This window comes from Pseudomonas sp. Sample_9, assembly GCF_004307535.1.
Taxonomy (GTDB): Bacteria; Pseudomonadota; Gammaproteobacteria; order Pseudomonadales; family Pseudomonadaceae; genus Aquipseudomonas; species Aquipseudomonas mercuritolerans.
In genome coordinates this window covers 2,955-17,915 of sequence record NZ_RAZO01000155.1, presented here as the reverse complement: position 1 = coordinate 17,915, position 14,961 = coordinate 2,955, and the positions used below count along the sequence as shown (strand labels likewise).

General features: G+C 61.2%; 13 protein-coding genes. 4 read left to right on the top strand and 9 right to left on the bottom strand.

Annotated features, from left to right (window positions below):
• On the top strand, positions 1 to 1,191 hold a 1,191-nt coding region (locus D6877_RS08110), incomplete at its 5' end, for an ATP-binding protein (protein ID WP_130910447.1).
• Here D6877_RS08110 and D6877_RS08105 read toward each other — a convergent pair.
• The 7 genes from D6877_RS08105 to D6877_RS08070 all read right to left on the bottom strand — a co-directional run bounded on the left by D6877_RS08105 (position 1,188) and on the right by D6877_RS08070 (position 8,454).
• Entirely contained in the window at positions 1,188 to 2,801 is a 1,614-nt protein-coding gene (locus tag D6877_RS08105; RefSeq protein ID WP_178083650.1) for an EAL domain-containing protein, read from the bottom strand. The genes D6877_RS08110 and D6877_RS08105 overlap by 4 nt on opposite strands.
• Positions 2,802 to 2,876: 75 nt before the next feature.
• Positions 2,877 to 3,659 carry an N-acetylmuramoyl-L-alanine amidase gene (locus D6877_RS08100; RefSeq protein WP_130910431.1) on the bottom strand — a complete coding sequence of 261 codons (783 nt, stop codon included), beginning with the start codon at positions 3,657 to 3,659 and terminating at the stop codon, positions 2,877 to 2,879.
• 101 nt (positions 3,660 to 3,760) lie between these two features.
• Positions 3,761 to 5,776, bottom strand: coding sequence for a GGDEF domain-containing protein (locus tag D6877_RS08095; protein WP_130910430.1), 2,016 nt, complete (start codon positions 5,774 to 5,776; stop codon positions 3,761 to 3,763).
• Positions 5,773 to 6,651: an endonuclease/exonuclease/phosphatase family protein gene (locus D6877_RS08090; protein ID WP_130910429.1), complete on the bottom strand. Its 879-nt coding sequence runs from the start codon at positions 6,649 to 6,651 to the stop codon at positions 5,773 to 5,775. The genes D6877_RS08095 and D6877_RS08090 overlap by 4 nt, the downstream gene beginning before the upstream one ends.
• Positions 6,652 to 6,665: 14 nt before the next feature.
• Positions 6,666 to 7,307, bottom strand: coding sequence for a thiol:disulfide interchange protein DsbA/DsbL (locus D6877_RS08085; protein WP_130910428.1), 642 nt, complete (start codon positions 7,305 to 7,307; stop codon positions 6,666 to 6,668).
• Positions 7,308 to 7,506: 199 nt separating this feature from the next.
• Positions 7,507 to 8,118 (bottom strand): c-type cytochrome, encoded by a 612-nt coding sequence (locus D6877_RS08075; RefSeq protein ID WP_071173954.1) that lies wholly within the window; start codon positions 8,116 to 8,118, stop codon positions 7,507 to 7,509.
• A 30-nt stretch (positions 8,119 to 8,148) separates the two neighbouring features.
• Positions 8,149 to 8,454, bottom strand: a complete 306-nt coding sequence (locus D6877_RS08070; RefSeq protein ID WP_016772347.1) for a c-type cytochrome — start codon at positions 8,452 to 8,454, stop codon at positions 8,149 to 8,151.
• Between the two features lie 191 nt (positions 8,455 to 8,645).
• On the opposite strand from D6877_RS08070, the gene yihA reads away from it, so the two are divergent.
• Positions 8,646 to 9,290 carry a ribosome biogenesis GTP-binding protein YihA/YsxC gene (gene yihA / locus D6877_RS08065; RefSeq protein WP_039757139.1) on the top strand — a complete coding sequence of 215 codons (645 nt, stop codon included), beginning with the start codon at positions 8,646 to 8,648 and terminating at the stop codon, positions 9,288 to 9,290.
• A 409-nt stretch (positions 9,291 to 9,699) separates the two neighbouring features.
• On the opposite strand, the gene polA is transcribed toward yihA, so the two are convergent.
• A complete protein-coding gene (gene polA, locus D6877_RS08060; protein ID WP_130910427.1) occupies positions 9,700 to 12,504 on the bottom strand; it encodes a DNA polymerase I in 2,805 nt (934 codons plus the stop codon).
• 74 nt (positions 12,505 to 12,578) lie between these two features.
• Here polA and D6877_RS08055 point away from each other — a divergent pair, with 74 nt between their 5' ends.
• A complete protein-coding gene (locus tag D6877_RS08055; RefSeq protein ID WP_024014988.1) occupies positions 12,579 to 12,869 on the top strand; it encodes a DUF2782 domain-containing protein in 291 nt (96 codons plus the stop codon).
• Positions 12,870 to 12,927: 58 nt separating this feature from the next.
• A complete protein-coding gene (locus D6877_RS08050) occupies positions 12,928 to 13,881 on the top strand; it encodes a homoserine kinase (RefSeq protein WP_130910426.1) in 954 nt (317 codons plus the stop codon).
• A gap of 82 nt (positions 13,882 to 13,963) precedes the next feature.
• Here the strand turns inward: D6877_RS08050 and D6877_RS08045 are convergent, their stop codons facing one another.
• Positions 13,964 to 14,884 (bottom strand): zinc ABC transporter substrate-binding protein, encoded by a 921-nt coding sequence (locus D6877_RS08045; RefSeq protein ID WP_206662975.1) that lies wholly within the window; start codon positions 14,882 to 14,884, stop codon positions 13,964 to 13,966.
• Between the last annotated feature and the right edge of the window lie 77 nt (positions 14,885 to 14,961).

The window sequence follows — 14,961 nt, the reverse complement described above, 5'->3', positions numbered from 1 at the left end:
CCGATCGAAGCGCTGGCCAAGGCTGCCGACAACATCGGCCAGGGCAACTATGACGTGACCCTGCCGATTTCCACGGCCATGGAAGTCAACCTGCTGTCGCGACGCTTCGGCCTGATGGCCGAGGCGTTGCGCGAACACCAGGCGATGAATGTCGACGAACTGTTGGCCGGTCAGCAGCGCTTGCAAGCGGTGCTCGACAGCATCGACGACGGCTTGCTGATGATCGACCGCCAAGGCCAGCTCGAACACCTCAACCCTGTTGCTCAGCGCCAGTTGGGTTGGGAAGACGACCGGCTCGGCCAAGGCCTGGGTACTGCACTTGGCCGTCCGGAGCTGGATGCGCAACTGCAATTGGTCCTGCGCGGCGGCACGCTGGAGCGCGCGCCGGAAGATCTGAGTATCGAAGTCGATGGCGAATCGCGCCTGCTGACCTACAGCCTGACGCCGGTCAGTCATACCCAGGGGCATATTCTCGGCGCGGTGATGGTGCTGCACGACGTCACCGAGCAACGCGCGTTCGAGCGCGTGCGCAGTGAGTTTGTCTTGCGCGCTTCCCACGAACTGCGCACGCCGGTGACGGGCATGCACATGGCCTTCGGGCTGTTCCGCGAGCGGACGAAATTCCCGGCGGAATCGCGCGAAGCTGACCTGCTGGATACGGTTAACGAAGAAATGCAGCGTCTGATGCAGTTGATCAACGACTTGCTCAACTTCTCGCGCTACCAGAACGGCCTACAGAAACTCACTCTGGCGCCATGTTCCATTGATGACCTGCTGGAGCAGGCGCAGCTGCGCTTTGCCGACGTGGCTGCGGCCAAAGGTGTTGCGCTGAACGTCGAGATTCAAGGGCCGCTGCCGAGGTTGCAGGCTGATCAGGCGCAACTTGATCGCGTCCTCGACAACTTGATCGACAACGCCCTGCGGCACACCGCCCGCGACGGGCAGATCCGGCTGCAGGCGCGCCGGCATGGCGAGCGGGTCATCATCAGCGTCGAAGACAATGGCGAAGGCATCGCCTACGGCCAGCAGGGGCGGATTTTCGAGCCGTTCGTGCAGGTCGGGCGCAAAAAGGGCGGTGCCGGCCTTGGCCTGGCGCTGTGCAAGGAAATCGTCCAGTTGCACGGTGGGCGTATGGGCGTTTATTCGCGGCCGGGGCAGGGCACGCAGTTCTACATGGCGCTGGCCGTTTAGGCTTCGTCGTCCATACGCCGCGCGGCGAGGCGCCTGCCGCGGGTGATCAGTTCGATGAATTGCACAGCGCTCAGCGCGTGGGCGAACAGCCAGCCCTGACCGAACTTGACTCCCTCACTGCTGAGCAGTGCGGCTTGGGATTCCAGCTCGATGCCTTCGGCAATCACTTTCAGATCCAGCGCCTGCGCCATGTGAATGATGTGCGGAGCGACGCCGCTGCTCGCCGCGTCATGGCCCAGCGCGTCGATAAACGCCTTGTCGATTTTCAAACAGTCCACCGGCAAGGTCTGCAGATAGGCGAGGCTGCAATAGCCGGTGCCGAAATCATCGATCAGCACCTGATGGCCAACGTCGCGCAAGGCTTGCAGGTTCTCCCGCGCCACCACCACATCAATCAGGCCGCGCTCAGTGACTTCGAAGGCTATCTGCCGCGCGGCGACACGGTGCAGCGCGAGCAGCCGCGCCATGACTTGGCCGATGCGCGGCACCATGACATCGCAGGCTGCGAGGTTCACCGAGATATACAGCTGCGGATTGGCGCGCAGTAGCTGCCCCAGCTGTTCGAGCAGACGCTGCAAGACGAAGTCGGTCATCTGCCGGATCTGCCCGGTGTTTTCCGCCATGGGAATGAACAGGTCGGGGCTGGTCAGCGTGCCGTCCGGGCGCCGCCAGCGCAGCAGCGCTTCGGCGCCGACGCAGTTGCGGCTGTCGAGATCGAAGATCGGCTGATACAGCACCTGCAACTCGCCCCGGCGGATCGCCCCGTGCAGCTCGGCATCCAGCGACTGGCGCTGACGCACCAGTAGCAAGGTCAGAAAGCCGACAACGGCCCCGGCGATCAGGCACACCGGCAACAGCCACCACCACACCGCCGGGACGTGCATGCCCGTGCGCGGCGTAATCAGTACAAGTTGATATTCCGGGTTGTTGGTGGGCATGCGGTAGATCAGCCGCGTTTGCGTGACTTGCAGCGCATCAGGGCTCTTCGGTGGCCAGGGTTCGGTCGGTGGCCAGGTCTGTGCGGTGCCGAGCACCGGAATCGCGCGAGTGCCGTGATCGAGCACCACCAGCAGGCTGCTGCCTGGCGACAGATCGACCATGTCGGTCAAATGTCCGCGCGAGGTAGCGACACGAAAGTTACCGCGACCGAGCATCAGCGCCGCGCGGTTTTCATCGGGTTCGGTGGTGGTGTTCAGCCAATAGCTGTAGGTCGGACCCTGAATGTCCGGCGCGCGCACCAAGGACAGACCTTCCTGGCGCGGACGGTTGGAGCAGAACCGCGAAGCGTCCATATATGCGGCTTCGTAGACGAAGCGGTAGTTGAAGGTGACTTGCTGCAGGGTCGCGATCATTTCTTCGTCGCAGCCGCGCAAGGGCTGGGCTTCAAGGTCGTCGAGACTTTCGCGCAACTGGCCGAACAATTGTTCGAGGCGCGCGAGGAAACGTTCGCCCTGGGCGTTCATTTCCTGGCTCTCGCGCATTTCCATCTGGCGCATCGCCACGAACATACCGCCGGCGATCAACAGGCTGGCGCTGAGGACAGCCGCGATCATCGCCAAAAAAACAGGGCGATAAAACCAGCTACGCAGCGTCTCTCGGGTCGCAGCCATCAGGGATTTTCCGAAGAATTACCATGAGTTATAGCTGCTGATTGCGATTTCGCCCTGACCGTCGGGCGGGCGTCATTATTTTGTCTGGTTGAGAACCAGAAGAAGTGCTGCGGTTTGTGCATCCGGCGTGCCGTCAAAGCGGGCAGGGCGGTAATGCATCTGGAACGCGGCGAGGACGTGGCGCGTGGCGACGTCCAGCTCGCCGGTCTGCGGTGTGTCGTAACCCAGGCGCGCGAGTTGCGCCTGGAACCAGCCGATCTCCGGCAACGGGTTGCTGTTGAAAACCGCCTGCTGACGCGCCACTGCTTGCTCGTTCGGCCACAGGCCAAGGCCTTCGGCGGCGAGACGTTTCCAGGGGAACAGTGGCCCCGGATCAAGCTTGCGCAACGGCGCGATGTCGCTGTGACCGATGATGTGCCGCGGGCTGATGCCGTTGCGTTTGCTGATGTCCTTGAGCAGGGCGATCAACGACTGGATCTGCGCTTCGCTGTACGGATACCACAGGCGCCCGGTCGGGGTGTCCTTGTAGCCGGGATTGACGATTTCGATGCCGATGGAACTGGAGTTGAGCCAGGTACGGCCCTGCCACTGACTTTCGCCGGCGTGCCAGGCGCGCTGGTTTTCGTCCATCAGCTTGTACACGGTGGCGCTCTTGTCATCGCCGATCAGGTAATGGCTACTGACGTCGCCATGGGTCAGCAATTGCAGCGAACGCTCCAGCGATGCCGAGGTGTAATGCACCACCACGAACTGGATGCGGCTGTCGTAATTGGCCGAAGGATGGCTGGTGTCGTAGCGCGGGCCGCTGGCGCAACCAGCGAGGACGAGCAGCGAGGCAACAAGAGCAAGGAATTTCATGGCAGAGGACGATACGCAAAAGACGATAATGCAACAGTGTAACGTACAGATTTGACCAGAGTCCGCCAGCGGGCGGAATTAAACAAATTGGAACAATTGCCTCAGCCCAGCTCCACTCGGTTGCGTCCGGCGTTTTTTGCTCGGTACAGCGCCTGATCGGCTCTTTTCAGCACCAGATCGCTGTGTTCTCCCACCCGGAATGACGCGAGTCCCATGGAAATGGTGATAGTCACTCGCTCGCCCTTGAAATGAAACGGGCAGGCTTCGATCGCCGCGCGCAGGGTTTCCAGCAGTTTCGCGCCCACCGCTGGTGGCGTCGCGGGCAGCAACAGCACGAACTCTTCACCGCCGAAACGGGCGATGAAATCCGTGCCGCGCAGGCGTTTGCGCAACACCGTGGCGATGATCTTCAGCACTTTGTCGCCGGCCAGATGGCCGTAGCTGTCGTTGATCCGCTTGAAGTGATCGAGGTCGAGCATGGCCAGGCTGAGGGTGTTGCCGTGCTGCTGCCATTGCTGGATTTCATGCTCGAGGCGTTCGCTCCACGCCGCACGGTTAGGCAGGCCGGTCAACGGATCGATCAGGGCTTTCTGCCGCTGCTCTTCAAGGTGTTCACGGAAGCCCATGGCCTCCTGCTCCATATGCGCCACGCGCTCCGACAGGCTCTTCAACCTGGCGGCGACTTCCTGCTCGCGGGCGTCGCGTTGCTTCTGGTGCTGATCCATCGTTCCCAGCAGGCCTTCCAGATGATTCTCCAGCACATGCTTGAGGTCATCGAGGTCCGCCGCTTGCTGGACGCTGCTCTGCAAGCCGTCGACCTGCTCGCGAATCTGCGTGTCCATGGCCCGCGCCGCCGAGCTATTGTCGGCATGCCCTTCGCTGGCCGCTTGCAGGTTGCTCTGAAACGCTTCGAGGCGTTCGTTGAGTTGTTGCAGATAGGCTTCGAATTCATGCTGACCGCTATCGGTAATCGCCAGCATCAAAGTCGCGAGATCGTCGAGGATCGGCAACAGTTCGTACCAGTTCAGCCCGTGTTTGAGCCGCTCGCGCATGGCTTCGGCTTGCGGCCGGTGGCGTTCGGGCAGGGTCAGGTCGTCGAGGAGACCGATCAGCGTGTCTTCGATATGTCTGGCCACGGAGCTGTAGGACGGCTCCGGAGAATCCGGCAGCGCGAAGAGGATGTCGTGCTCCGACTGCTCCGGGTCGATGGCAGCCAAGGCCTGAGCGATAGGCTCCGGCAGGGGCAGGCTGTCGAGAGTCAGCGGGAAGGGATCGCCAGGGTGGCTCAGTTCGTCGGGGTTGAGTGCCTCGGTGGCAAGCGCTGGCGCAACGGGGCTTGGTGCGGCGGGAGCGGCTGGCTCAACCGGCGTGGGCTCCGCTTCGACTGTGACAGCAGGTGTAGCGAGCGCTGCGGTTTCGGGTTCGGGTGCTTCCAGCACAGGCGCCTCGACGGCGGCGGGAGTAACAATCGCCGGCTCAGCGTCTGCGACCGGTGCCATTTGCGCAGGCTCCGGTTCAGGTTGCGCGGTGGCAACCGGCTGCGGCGCTGAAGTTACTGATGCCTCTGCCGTTGGAGCAGTGTCTTGCTCACTGTCACGACTACCGAACAAACGTTGCAACAACCCCGGCCGGCCCGGCTCGGCCGGCGTCTCCAACTGACTCAAGGCCTTGCCCTGCAAGCCACTGAGTTCGCTCAACAGCAGCGGCATTTCCCGTGCCTGACCGACGCGACTGTCCAGTTGTTTGGCGAATTTCTTCAGCGGTTGCGCGACTTCGCGTGGCAATGGCAAGGCCTGCAACTGGGTGACCAGCGCGGTCAGCGCGGTGCTGACCTGATCGATGCGGGTCTCGCGGCGCTGCTCGGAGTCGAGCACGGCTTTTTCCAGACGCGGCAGCAGGGCGGCGAGGCCGGCGTCCATGTCATCGGTACGCACGACTTCGCGCATTTCCTTCATGCACTGATCGACGACCTTGTCGGTGCCCTCGGCCGCCAGCGTGCTGCGCACCAGACCGCGTCGCAGCAGGTCGAGTCGCGCGGCCCAGCGGCGTTCGAGCTTGTCCTGCTGTTCGATGCTCTTGAGGTACTTCTCTTTCCAGCGCTGGGCGTCGTCGCTCATTCACAGGTTCCGCGAGGGGCAGGGCTCAACGCGGGCAATGCGTCGGCCGTGAGCGAACCCGGCAGACGAATTTCCACCGCGACCGGCAGGTGATCGGAAATGGGCTGGGCCAGCACCTCGACCTTTTCCAGGGTCAGGGTCGGGCTGAGCAGAATATGATCAAGGCAACGCTGTGGGCGCCAGCTGGGGAAGGTCGCTTCCACCTGCGGGGCCAGCAGGCCGAGATCGCGTAACGGCGAGTGTTCGAGCAGGTCGCTGGCATGGGTATTCATGTCGCCCATCAGCACCTGATGCTTGTAGCCGCTGATCAAGTCACGAATGTAGGCCAGTTGCAGGCTGCGCGTCCGTGCGCCGAGGGCCAGGTGCATCATCACCACCACCAGTGCCTCCGGACCTTCGCCGAAGCGCAGCAGGATCGCGCCGCGACCTTTCGGGCCGGGCAGCGGGTGATCCTCGATCGCCCACGGCTTCAGGCGACTGAGCACGCCATTGCTGTGCTGGGCCAGTCGACCGAGGTTGCGATTGAGTTGTTGATACCAGTAGGGAAAGGCGCCGAGGTGGGCCAGATGTTCGACCTGATTGACGTAGCCCGAGCGCAGGCTGCCGCCATCGGCTTCCTGCAGGGCGACCAGATCGAAGTTGCCGAGCAGGTCACCGATCTTTTGCAGATTGCCGGAACGCCCGGTGTGCGGCAGCAGATGCTGCCAGCTGCGGGTCAGGTAATGCCGATAGCGCTCGGTGCTGATGCCGACCTGAATGTTGAAGCTGAGCAAGCGCAGACGCTGGTCTGCGGGCAGGCCCGTAGACGCCAGGTGATGTTCGTTGACCTGCGGATCATGCAGGCCAACGATGCGTTCGGACTTCCAGCGGCGCATGGCGAATGCCGCGCTTAGTTGGCAGCCGCCTTGTTAGCCGCTCGCTCTTTGGCGACCAGATCATCAGCCAGTTTCAGCGCTTGCTCGGCGCCACCGGCAGAGCCGATGTCGAAGCGGTATTTACCATTGACGATCATGGTTGGCACGCCAGTGATTTCGTACTTCTTCGCCAGCTCACGGGCCTTGACGATCTGGCCTTTGATAGCGAACGAGTCGAAGGTGGCGAGGAACTTGTCCTTGTCCACGCCTTGAGTGGCGAGGAAGTCAGCCATGTCGTTCTTGTCGGTGAGCTTCTTGTGTTCTTTCTGGATCGCGTTGAACACGGCGTTGTGCACCTGGTGCTCGACACCCATGGCTTCCAGAGTCAGGAACATCTGGCCGTGAGCGTCCCATGGGCCGCCGAACATGGCGGGGATGCGTACGAAATTGACGTCGGACGGCAGTTTTTCAACCCATGGATTGATCACGGGTTCAAAGGCGTAGCAATGCGGGCAGCCGTACCAGAACAGCTCGACCACTTCGATCTTGCCAGGCACTGCAACCGGGACCGGGTTGGCCAGTTCGACATACGGGGCGGCAGGGGCTTCAGCGGCCTGGGCGGTCACGCCGAACAGGCTGGCAGCGACGAGGGCGGCGCTGATGATCAGATTACGCATGCTTTACTCCTGAACAATTTGGGTCGCCTCGCTCGACCTGTTTCGACACAGATCCTGGCGGGCATGAGTGCTGTAGTGTAACGGCAGCGGCCACAAAAAAGGGCGGCCAAAGCCACCCTTTTTATACTTGCTGCGAAGGATTAATCGAGCGTTAACGTGGCCGGCGCTGCGCGCCTCGTTCAGCCCTCGATTCAGGGCCTCAGTGCAGGCCCTGGATGTAGCTGGAGACCGCAGCGATGTCTTCGTCGCTCAGCTTGCGTGCGATGGTGCGCATGGTCATCGCGTCGCCGTCGTTGGCGCGACCGCCTTCTTCCTTGCGGAAATCGGTCAGTTGCTTGGCGATGTATTGAGCGTGCTGGCCACCCAGATGGGGGAAGCCTGCTGCAGCATTGCCGGAGCCGTTCGGCGAGTGGCAGCCGGTGCAGGCTGGCAGACCTTTTTCCAGGTTGCCGCCACGGAACAGCGCTTCACCGCGAGCGACGATCTTCGGATCGGCGGCGCCGACGCTGCCTTTCTGACTGGCGAAGTACGCGGCGATGTCGGCCAGATCCTGGTCATTCAGGTTGGTCAGCAGCCCGGTCATTTCCAGCACCACGCGCTTGCCCGATTTGATGTCGTGCAATTGCTTGTCGAGGTAGCGTTCACCTTGACCGGCCAGTTTCGGAAAGTTTGGCGCCATGCTGTTGCCGTCCGGGCCATGGCAGGCTCCGCACACGGCAGCTTTGGCCTGGCCTGCTGCGGCATCGCCGGCAGCATGGGCGACACCTGAAATTCCCACGGTCAACAGCAGACTCACGATCAATTTGTTCATCAGCTAATCCAACTACGGCTAAGGGTTAAGTTATGGACCGGGCTTACTCTCGCTCATCCAAAGGATGATGGCCTGGTAATCCTCGGCACTGCAGTCCATGCACAAACCACGCGGCGGCATCGCCTTGAAACCCTGGGTCACGTGTTGCACCAGCGTCCCCATACCTTTCGCCAACCTCGGCGTCCAAGCTTCCTGATCGCCTCTTGCGGGCGCCATGGGTAGTTGGCCGGAATGACAGGCACCACAAACACGGTTGTACACAGCTTCCGGATCCTGTGTAGCCTGTGCGCTGTAAAGCGGCATCAAGACTCCGGCAGCCAGCAGCCATTTCGTCATAAAACGACCTTTTCAGGGTTGAGAGCGTTCTGCGTTCTAATGCGCAATCAAAGTCTGTCGCTCTCGTGAACTTCATCCTTCGCTGGGACAAAGCACACACAAAATCTGCGGCATTATATACTGGCGTCACTGAAACGGAAGCGACACCGCGTTCCGCGCCCAATCCCGGCGCCGCCCACATCGGAAATCCCATGCAACTCAAGAATCCCATCCTCGGCCTGTGCCAACAGTCCACGTTCATGCTCAGTGCCGCCAAAGTCGATCAATGCCCAGACGACGAAGGCTTCGAAGTGGCGTTTGCCGGTCGTTCCAACGCTGGCAAATCCAGCGCGCTGAACACCCTGACCCACGCCAGCCTGGCGCGCACCTCGAAAACTCCGGGTCGCACACAGCTGTTGAACTTCTTCAAGCTAGACGATGATCGCCGTCTGGTCGACCTGCCGGGCTACGGTTATGCAAAAGTACCGATCCCGCTCAAGCAACACTGGCAGCGCCACCTCGAGGCTTACCTCGGTGGTCGGGAGAGTTTGAAAGGTCTGATTCTGATGATGGACATCCGCCATCCGATGACCGACTTCGACCTGCTGATGCTCGACTGGGCCGTCGCCGCCGGCATGCCGATGCACATCCTGCTGACCAAGGCCGACAAGCTCACCTACGGCGCAGCCAAGAACACCCTGCTGAAAGTACAGTCGGAAATCCGCAAAGGCTGGGGCGACTCGATCACCATCCAGTTGTTCTCCGCACCAAAACGCATGGGCCTGGAAGAGGCCTACACTGTACTGGCCGACTGGATGGAACTGGCAGACAAAGGCGCCGAGGCGGCAGCCGAGTAAGACAATTTCAAAACTGACTGTGGTGCTGTCAGGCAAGGCGAAAGCACCGCTAAAAAGCGGAGTTTAGGGTACCTAAATGAGCATTTTTAGCGGTGCTTTTAACGCAGCATGACGGCATCACAGCCAGTTTTGGGGCAAAAAAAGCCCCGGACTTCATTGGGGAGGGAGAAGTTCCGGGGTTCAAGTTCCGAACCGCTAGGGCGGGGTTCAGATATCTGCCAACACTTAACACAACATAGGAGCATCGAAGGGCTTCACCAGCCATTCAGTACCTCTGAGTGTTCCGCCGGCAGATTAGTTCAGATTTTTTTCAAAAAGCTTTGGAATAGCCTAAAGCGTTTTTCGATCTAAGCCGGATTTCGGCCGTTGCCGCGACGGCAGGTCGCGGCGACGGTTGCGCAACAATGACTCAGTGCGCCTCATCCCAGTTGTTGCCCACGCCAACTTCCACCAGCAGCGGCACATCCAGTTTCGCCGCTTCGCTCATGTGCGTACGAATTTCGGCGCTGACCTGCTCGACCAGATCCTCGCGAACCTCCAGCACCAGTTCGTCGTGCACTTGCAGGATGACCCGCGCGTCCAGACCCGACGTGGTCAGCCAGTTATCCACCGCCACCATGGCTTTCTTGATGATGTCCGCTGCCGTGCCCTGCATCGGCGCGTTGATCGCTGTGCGTTCTGCTGCAGCGCGTTCCTGCGGCTTGTTCGAGTTGATCTCCGGCAAGTACAGGCGACGACCGAAGAAAGTTTCGACGTAACCCTGATCCGCCGCTTGCGCGCGGGTACGCTCCATGTATTCGCGAACGCCTGGATAACGGGCGAAGTAGGTGTCGATGTAAGCCTTGGCGGTCTTGGTGTCGACGCCGATGTCCTTGCCGAGCTTCTGCGCGCCCATGCCGTAGATCAGACCGAAGTTGATCGCCTTGGCGCTGCGACGCTGGTCGGAGGTCACTTGATCAAGCTCGACCTTGAATACTTCGGCAGCGGTTGCAGTGTGCACGTCGAGATTGTTGCGGAAGGCGTTCATCAGGCCTTCGTCGCGGGACAGGTGGGCCATGATCCGCAGTTCGATTTGCGAATAGTCCGCCGCCAGCAGTTTGTAGCCTTTGGGTGCGACGAACGCCTGACGAATGCGTCGGCCTTCGGCGGTGCGCACCGGAATGTTCTGCAGGTTCGGGTCACTGGAAGACAGGCGCCCGGTCGAAGCCACGGCCTGATGATACGAGGTGTGGATGCGCCCGGTGCGCGGGTTGATCTGCTCCGGCAGGCGATCGGTGTAGGTGCTTTTCAGCTTGCTCATCGAGCGGTGCTCCATCAGCACCTTCGGCAAGCGGTGATCGTCTTCGGCGAGTTTCGCCAACACTTCTTCAGCGGTGGACGGCTGGCCTTTGGCGGTTTTCTTCAGCACCGGCAGGCCGAGCTTTTCATAAAGAATCACGCCCAGCTGCTTCGGCGAGCCGAGGTTGAATTCCTCCCCGGCAATTTCGAAGGCCTCACGCTCCAGCGCGACCATTTTGTTGCCCAGCTCGATGCTCTGAATGCCCAGCAACTCGGCATCGACGAACGCACCCTGGCGTTCGATGCGCGCCAGCACTGGCACCAGCGGGATCTCAATGTCGGTCAGCACGCTGGCCAGACTCGGAATCGCGCTGAGCTTGTCGAACAGGGTCTGGTGCAGGCGCAGGGTGATGTCGGCGTCTTCGGCGGCGTAGGGCCCGGCCTGTTCCAGGGCGATCTGGTCGAAGGTCAGCTGCTTGGCACCTTTGCCGGCGATGTCTTGGAAACTGACTGTGGTGTGGTCGAGGTACTTCTGCGCGAGGCTGTCCATGTCGTGACGGGTCGCGGTGGAGTTGAGCACGTAGGACTCGAGCATCGTGTCGAAGGCAATGCCGCGCACGCTGATGCCTTCACTCTGATCGCCGCCAATGGCGCAGTTGGCCAGAATGTTCATGTCGAACTTGGCGTGCTGGCCGACCTTGAGTTTGTTCGGGTCTTCCAGAATCGGCTTGAGTGCGCGCAGCACGGTGTCGCGATCCAGCTGCTCCGGCACGCCGATGTAGGAATGGGTCAGCGGGATGTACGCAGCTTCGTTGGCCTGCACCGCAAACGACAGACCGACCAGTTGCGCCTGCTGCGCGTCGATGCCAGTGGTTTCGGTGTCGAAGGCGATCAGTTTGGCGTTGCGCAGTTTTTCCAGCCAGACGTCGAAGCGCGCCTGGTCTAGGATGGTTTCGTACGCCGCTTCGGCCGGGGCAGCGGCTGCCTCGGCTGGTGGGGCGCTGAACAGATCATGGGCTGGCGAAGGCTCGGCCGCCGCGCTCAGTTCCAGACGCTTGGCATCGCGATCCAGATCATTGAGCCAGCTCTTGAATTCCAGCAGGGTGTACAGCTCGTAGAGTTTGGCCGGATCTTCCTGGTCCATTTGCAGATCATCGAGGCCGATATCCAGTGGCACGTCGACCTTGATGGTCGCCAGTTGATAGGACAGGAAAGCCATCTCCCGGTGCTCTTCGAGCTTGGCCGGCAAGGTTTTTGCGCCACGGATCGGCAGGGTCGGCACGATATCGAGGTTGGCGTACAGCTCGGTCAGACCGCCGTTGACGCCGACCAGCAGGCCGGACGCCGTCTTCGGGCCGATGCCCGGCACGCCCGGAATGTTGTCGGACGAATCGCCCATCAGCGCCAGATAATCGATGATCTGCTCCGGTGCGACGCCAAATTTCTCCTTCACGCCTTCCACATCCATCGAACTACCGGACATGGTATTGACCAAGGTAATGTGGCCGTCGACCAGTTGCGCCATGTCCTTGTCACCGGTGGAGATGATCACCGGGCGATCGGCCGCCGCGCTGCTGCGGGCGAGGGTGCCGATCACATCGTCGGCCTCGACGCCGTCCACGCACAGGAGCGGGAAGCCGAGGGCGATCACGCTCTGGTGCAGCGGCTCGATCTGCACGCGCATGTCATCGGGCATGCTCGGCCGGTTGGCCTTGTATTCGGCGTACATCTCATCGCGAAATGTCCCGCCCTTGGCGTCGAACACTACGGCGAAGGGGCTGTCCGGGTACTGCTTGCGCAGACTCTTGAGCATGTTCAGCACGCCTTTGACCGCACCGGTCGGCAGGCCTTTGGACGTGGTCAGTGGTGGCAGTGCATGAAAGGCGCGGTACAGGTAAGACGAACCGTCCACCAGGACGAGGGGGGCTTGGCTCATGAGCAGGATCAACCTTTTCGGCGGGTCCGGGGCTAGAATAGCGGGACCGTTGACGACAAAGGGACAAGGTTATCATGCGTACGTTAAATCGCTTGCTGCTGGTCGGGTTGATCGCTGTCTCACCACTGGCCGCGATGGCGGCGGATGATGCGCCGGGCGGCGACCCCGAGGTCACCATTCGCACGGAGGGGGACAAAACCATTCAGGAGTACAGCCGGAATGGCTTCGTCTATGCGATCAAGGTCACGCCCAAGAAGGGCAAACCGTATTTCCTGGTGCGCGCCGATGGTTCGGACGCCAATTACATCAGATCCGACCAGCCGGATATGCTGATTCCGTCGTGGGAAATCTTTACCTGGAAGTAAGCTTCCCGATTTTTAATCGGCGTCGCCTGACTGCGGCGCCAAAACTGAGCAGTTTTCAATGTCTGTGTTCACTCCCCTGGCTCGGCCCGAGCTGGAAACCTTTCTCGCCCCTTACGGGCTCGGCCGCCTGCTTGATTTCCAGGGGATCGCCGCCGGCAGCGAAAACACCAATTTCTTCATCAGCCTGGAGCAGGGCGAGTTTGTCCTGACCCTGGTCGAGCGCGGCCCGGTGCAGGAGATGCCGTTCTTCATCGACCTGCTCGATGTGCTGCACGAAGCCGAACTGCCGGTGCCTTACGCCCTGCGCACCACCGACGGCTTGGCCCTGCGTGAGCTCAAAGGCAAACCGGCGCTGCTGCAACCGCGCCTGTCCGGCAAGCACATCAAGGTCGCCAACGCCCAGCACTGCGCGCAAGTGGGCGAGTTGCAGGCGCATCTGCACCTGGCGACTCAGGGCGAACGCATGATCAAGCGCAAGACCGATCGCGGTCTGGACTGGATGCTGGAGGAGGGCACTGAATTTCTCTCGCACCTGAGCGATGAGCCGCGTGCCTTGCTGCAAAAGGCGCTGGATGAGATCACCGAGCGCAAAGACAAGATCCTTGCACTGCCTCGGGCGAACATTCACGCCGACCTGTTCCGCGACAACGCCATGTTCGAAGGCACCCACCTGACCGCGCTGATCGACTTCTACAACGCCTGCTCGGGGCCGATGCTGTACGACGTGGCGATCGCCTTGAATGACTGGTGTTCGGATGAGGAGGGCGTGATCGATGGCCCGCGTGCGCGTGCGTTTCTCGGTGCCTATGCGGCGCTGCGCCCGTTCACGGCGGCGGAGGCTGAGCTCTGGCCAACGATGCTGCGTGTGGCTTGTGTGCGGTTCTGGCTGTCACGCCTGATCGCCGCCGAGCAGTTCGCCGGGCAGGATGTGTTGATTCACGATCCGCGGGAGTTCGAGCAGCGCCTGGCGCAGCGGCAGAAGGTCAATACACCGTTGCCGTTCGCCCTTTAAGATCAAAAGATCGCAGCCTTCGGCAGCTCCTACATGTGATCTCCTGTAGGAGCTGCCGAAGGCTGCGATCTTTTCTATGGGGTTACAGCGATTCCAGACACCCGGCCAGATCATTGCCGAGTTTTTCCAGCACCTGCTCATAACCCTGAGCCGTCGCCGGCGTATAACCACCCAAGGCATCCAGCTCGGCCAGTTTCACTGGCAAACCGGCCACCAGTGTTTCTGCCAGGCGCGGACGCAACGGTGGCTCGCTGAACACACAGGTCTTGCCCGTTTCCTGCAAGCGCTTGCGCATCGCCGCCACGTGCTGGGCGCCGGGCTGGACTTCGGCGGCTACCGCGAACACCCCGGCGTGCTTCAGGCCGTAAGCGTCTTCGAAATAATCAAATGCTTCATGAAAGACGAAGTACGGCTTGCCTTCGACATTGGCCAGACGCGTCTTCAAGCGCAGATCCAGCGCATCCAGACGTGCATCGAAGGTTTTGGCATTGCTCTGATAACGCTGGGCATTGGCCGGGTCGGCGGCGCTGAGGTCGGCGGCCATTTTGTCGGCGATCACCCGCGCATTGACCGGTGACAGCCACAAATGTGCATCCAGCGAGCCGGGGCGATGATCGTGATCATGCTCGTCGGCTTCTTCGGAATGGGAATGGTTGTCCGCGCCAAAATGCCTCAGCTTCAGGCCTGGCAGATCCTGCACCGCGACGCTCGGCAGGCTGCGACCGCCGAGTACGCGCGGCAGGAAACCTTCCATGTCCGGGCCGATCCAGTAGAGCAGATCGACCGACTGCACCTTCCGTACGTCGGACGGGCGCAGGGCGTAATTGTGCGGCGAGGCCCCCGGCGGCAGCAGCACCTCGGGAATCGCCACGCCGTCCTGCACGGCAGCGGCAATCAACTGCAACGGCTTGATGCTGGTGAGCACTTTGACCTCGGCCTGAGCCGTACCGATCAGCAGAAAACTGGCAACAAAAGCCACAAAAACAGAAAAAAGTCGGGACACGATGACCACTCAAGGAAGCGAGAACGGGTAACATAATAACGTCTCCAGCAAATCTCGTCGCCGCTCATGCCTATTAC

What these genes read in the sequence shown, in the direction of transcription:
- D6877_RS08105 (WP_178083650.1), bottom strand. Translation starts at nt 2,801, where the DNA reads ATGGCTGCGACCCGAGAGACGCTGCGTAGCTGGTTTTATCGCCCTGTT.
- D6877_RS08100 (WP_130910431.1), bottom strand. Translation starts at nt 3,659, where the DNA reads ATGAAATTCCTTGCTCTTGTTGCCTCGCTGCTCGTCCTCGCTGGTTGC.
- D6877_RS08095 (WP_130910430.1), bottom strand. Translation starts at nt 5,776, where the DNA reads ATGAGCGACGACGCCCAGCGCTGGAAAGAGAAGTACCTCAAGAGCATC.
- D6877_RS08090 (WP_130910429.1), bottom strand. Translation starts at nt 6,651, where the DNA reads ATGCGCCGCTGGAAGTCCGAACGCATCGTTGGCCTGCATGATCCGCAG.
- D6877_RS08085 (WP_130910428.1), bottom strand. Translation starts at nt 7,307, where the DNA reads ATGCGTAATCTGATCATCAGCGCCGCCCTCGTCGCTGCCAGCCTGTTC.
- D6877_RS08075 (WP_071173954.1), bottom strand. Translation starts at nt 8,118, where the DNA reads ATGAACAAATTGATCGTGAGTCTGCTGTTGACCGTGGGAATTTCAGGT.
- D6877_RS08070 (WP_016772347.1), bottom strand. Translation starts at nt 8,454, where the DNA reads ATGACGAAATGGCTGCTGGCTGCCGGAGTCTTGATGCCGCTTTACAGC.
- yihA (WP_039757139.1), top strand. Translation starts at nt 8,646, where the DNA reads ATGCAACTCAAGAATCCCATCCTCGGCCTGTGCCAACAGTCCACGTTC.
- polA (WP_130910427.1), bottom strand. Translation starts at nt 12,504, where the DNA reads ATGAGCCAAGCCCCCCTCGTCCTGGTGGACGGTTCGTCTTACCTGTAC.
- D6877_RS08055 (WP_024014988.1), top strand. Translation starts at nt 12,579, where the DNA reads ATGCGTACGTTAAATCGCTTGCTGCTGGTCGGGTTGATCGCTGTCTCA.
- D6877_RS08050 (WP_130910426.1), top strand. Translation starts at nt 12,928, where the DNA reads ATGTCTGTGTTCACTCCCCTGGCTCGGCCCGAGCTGGAAACCTTTCTC.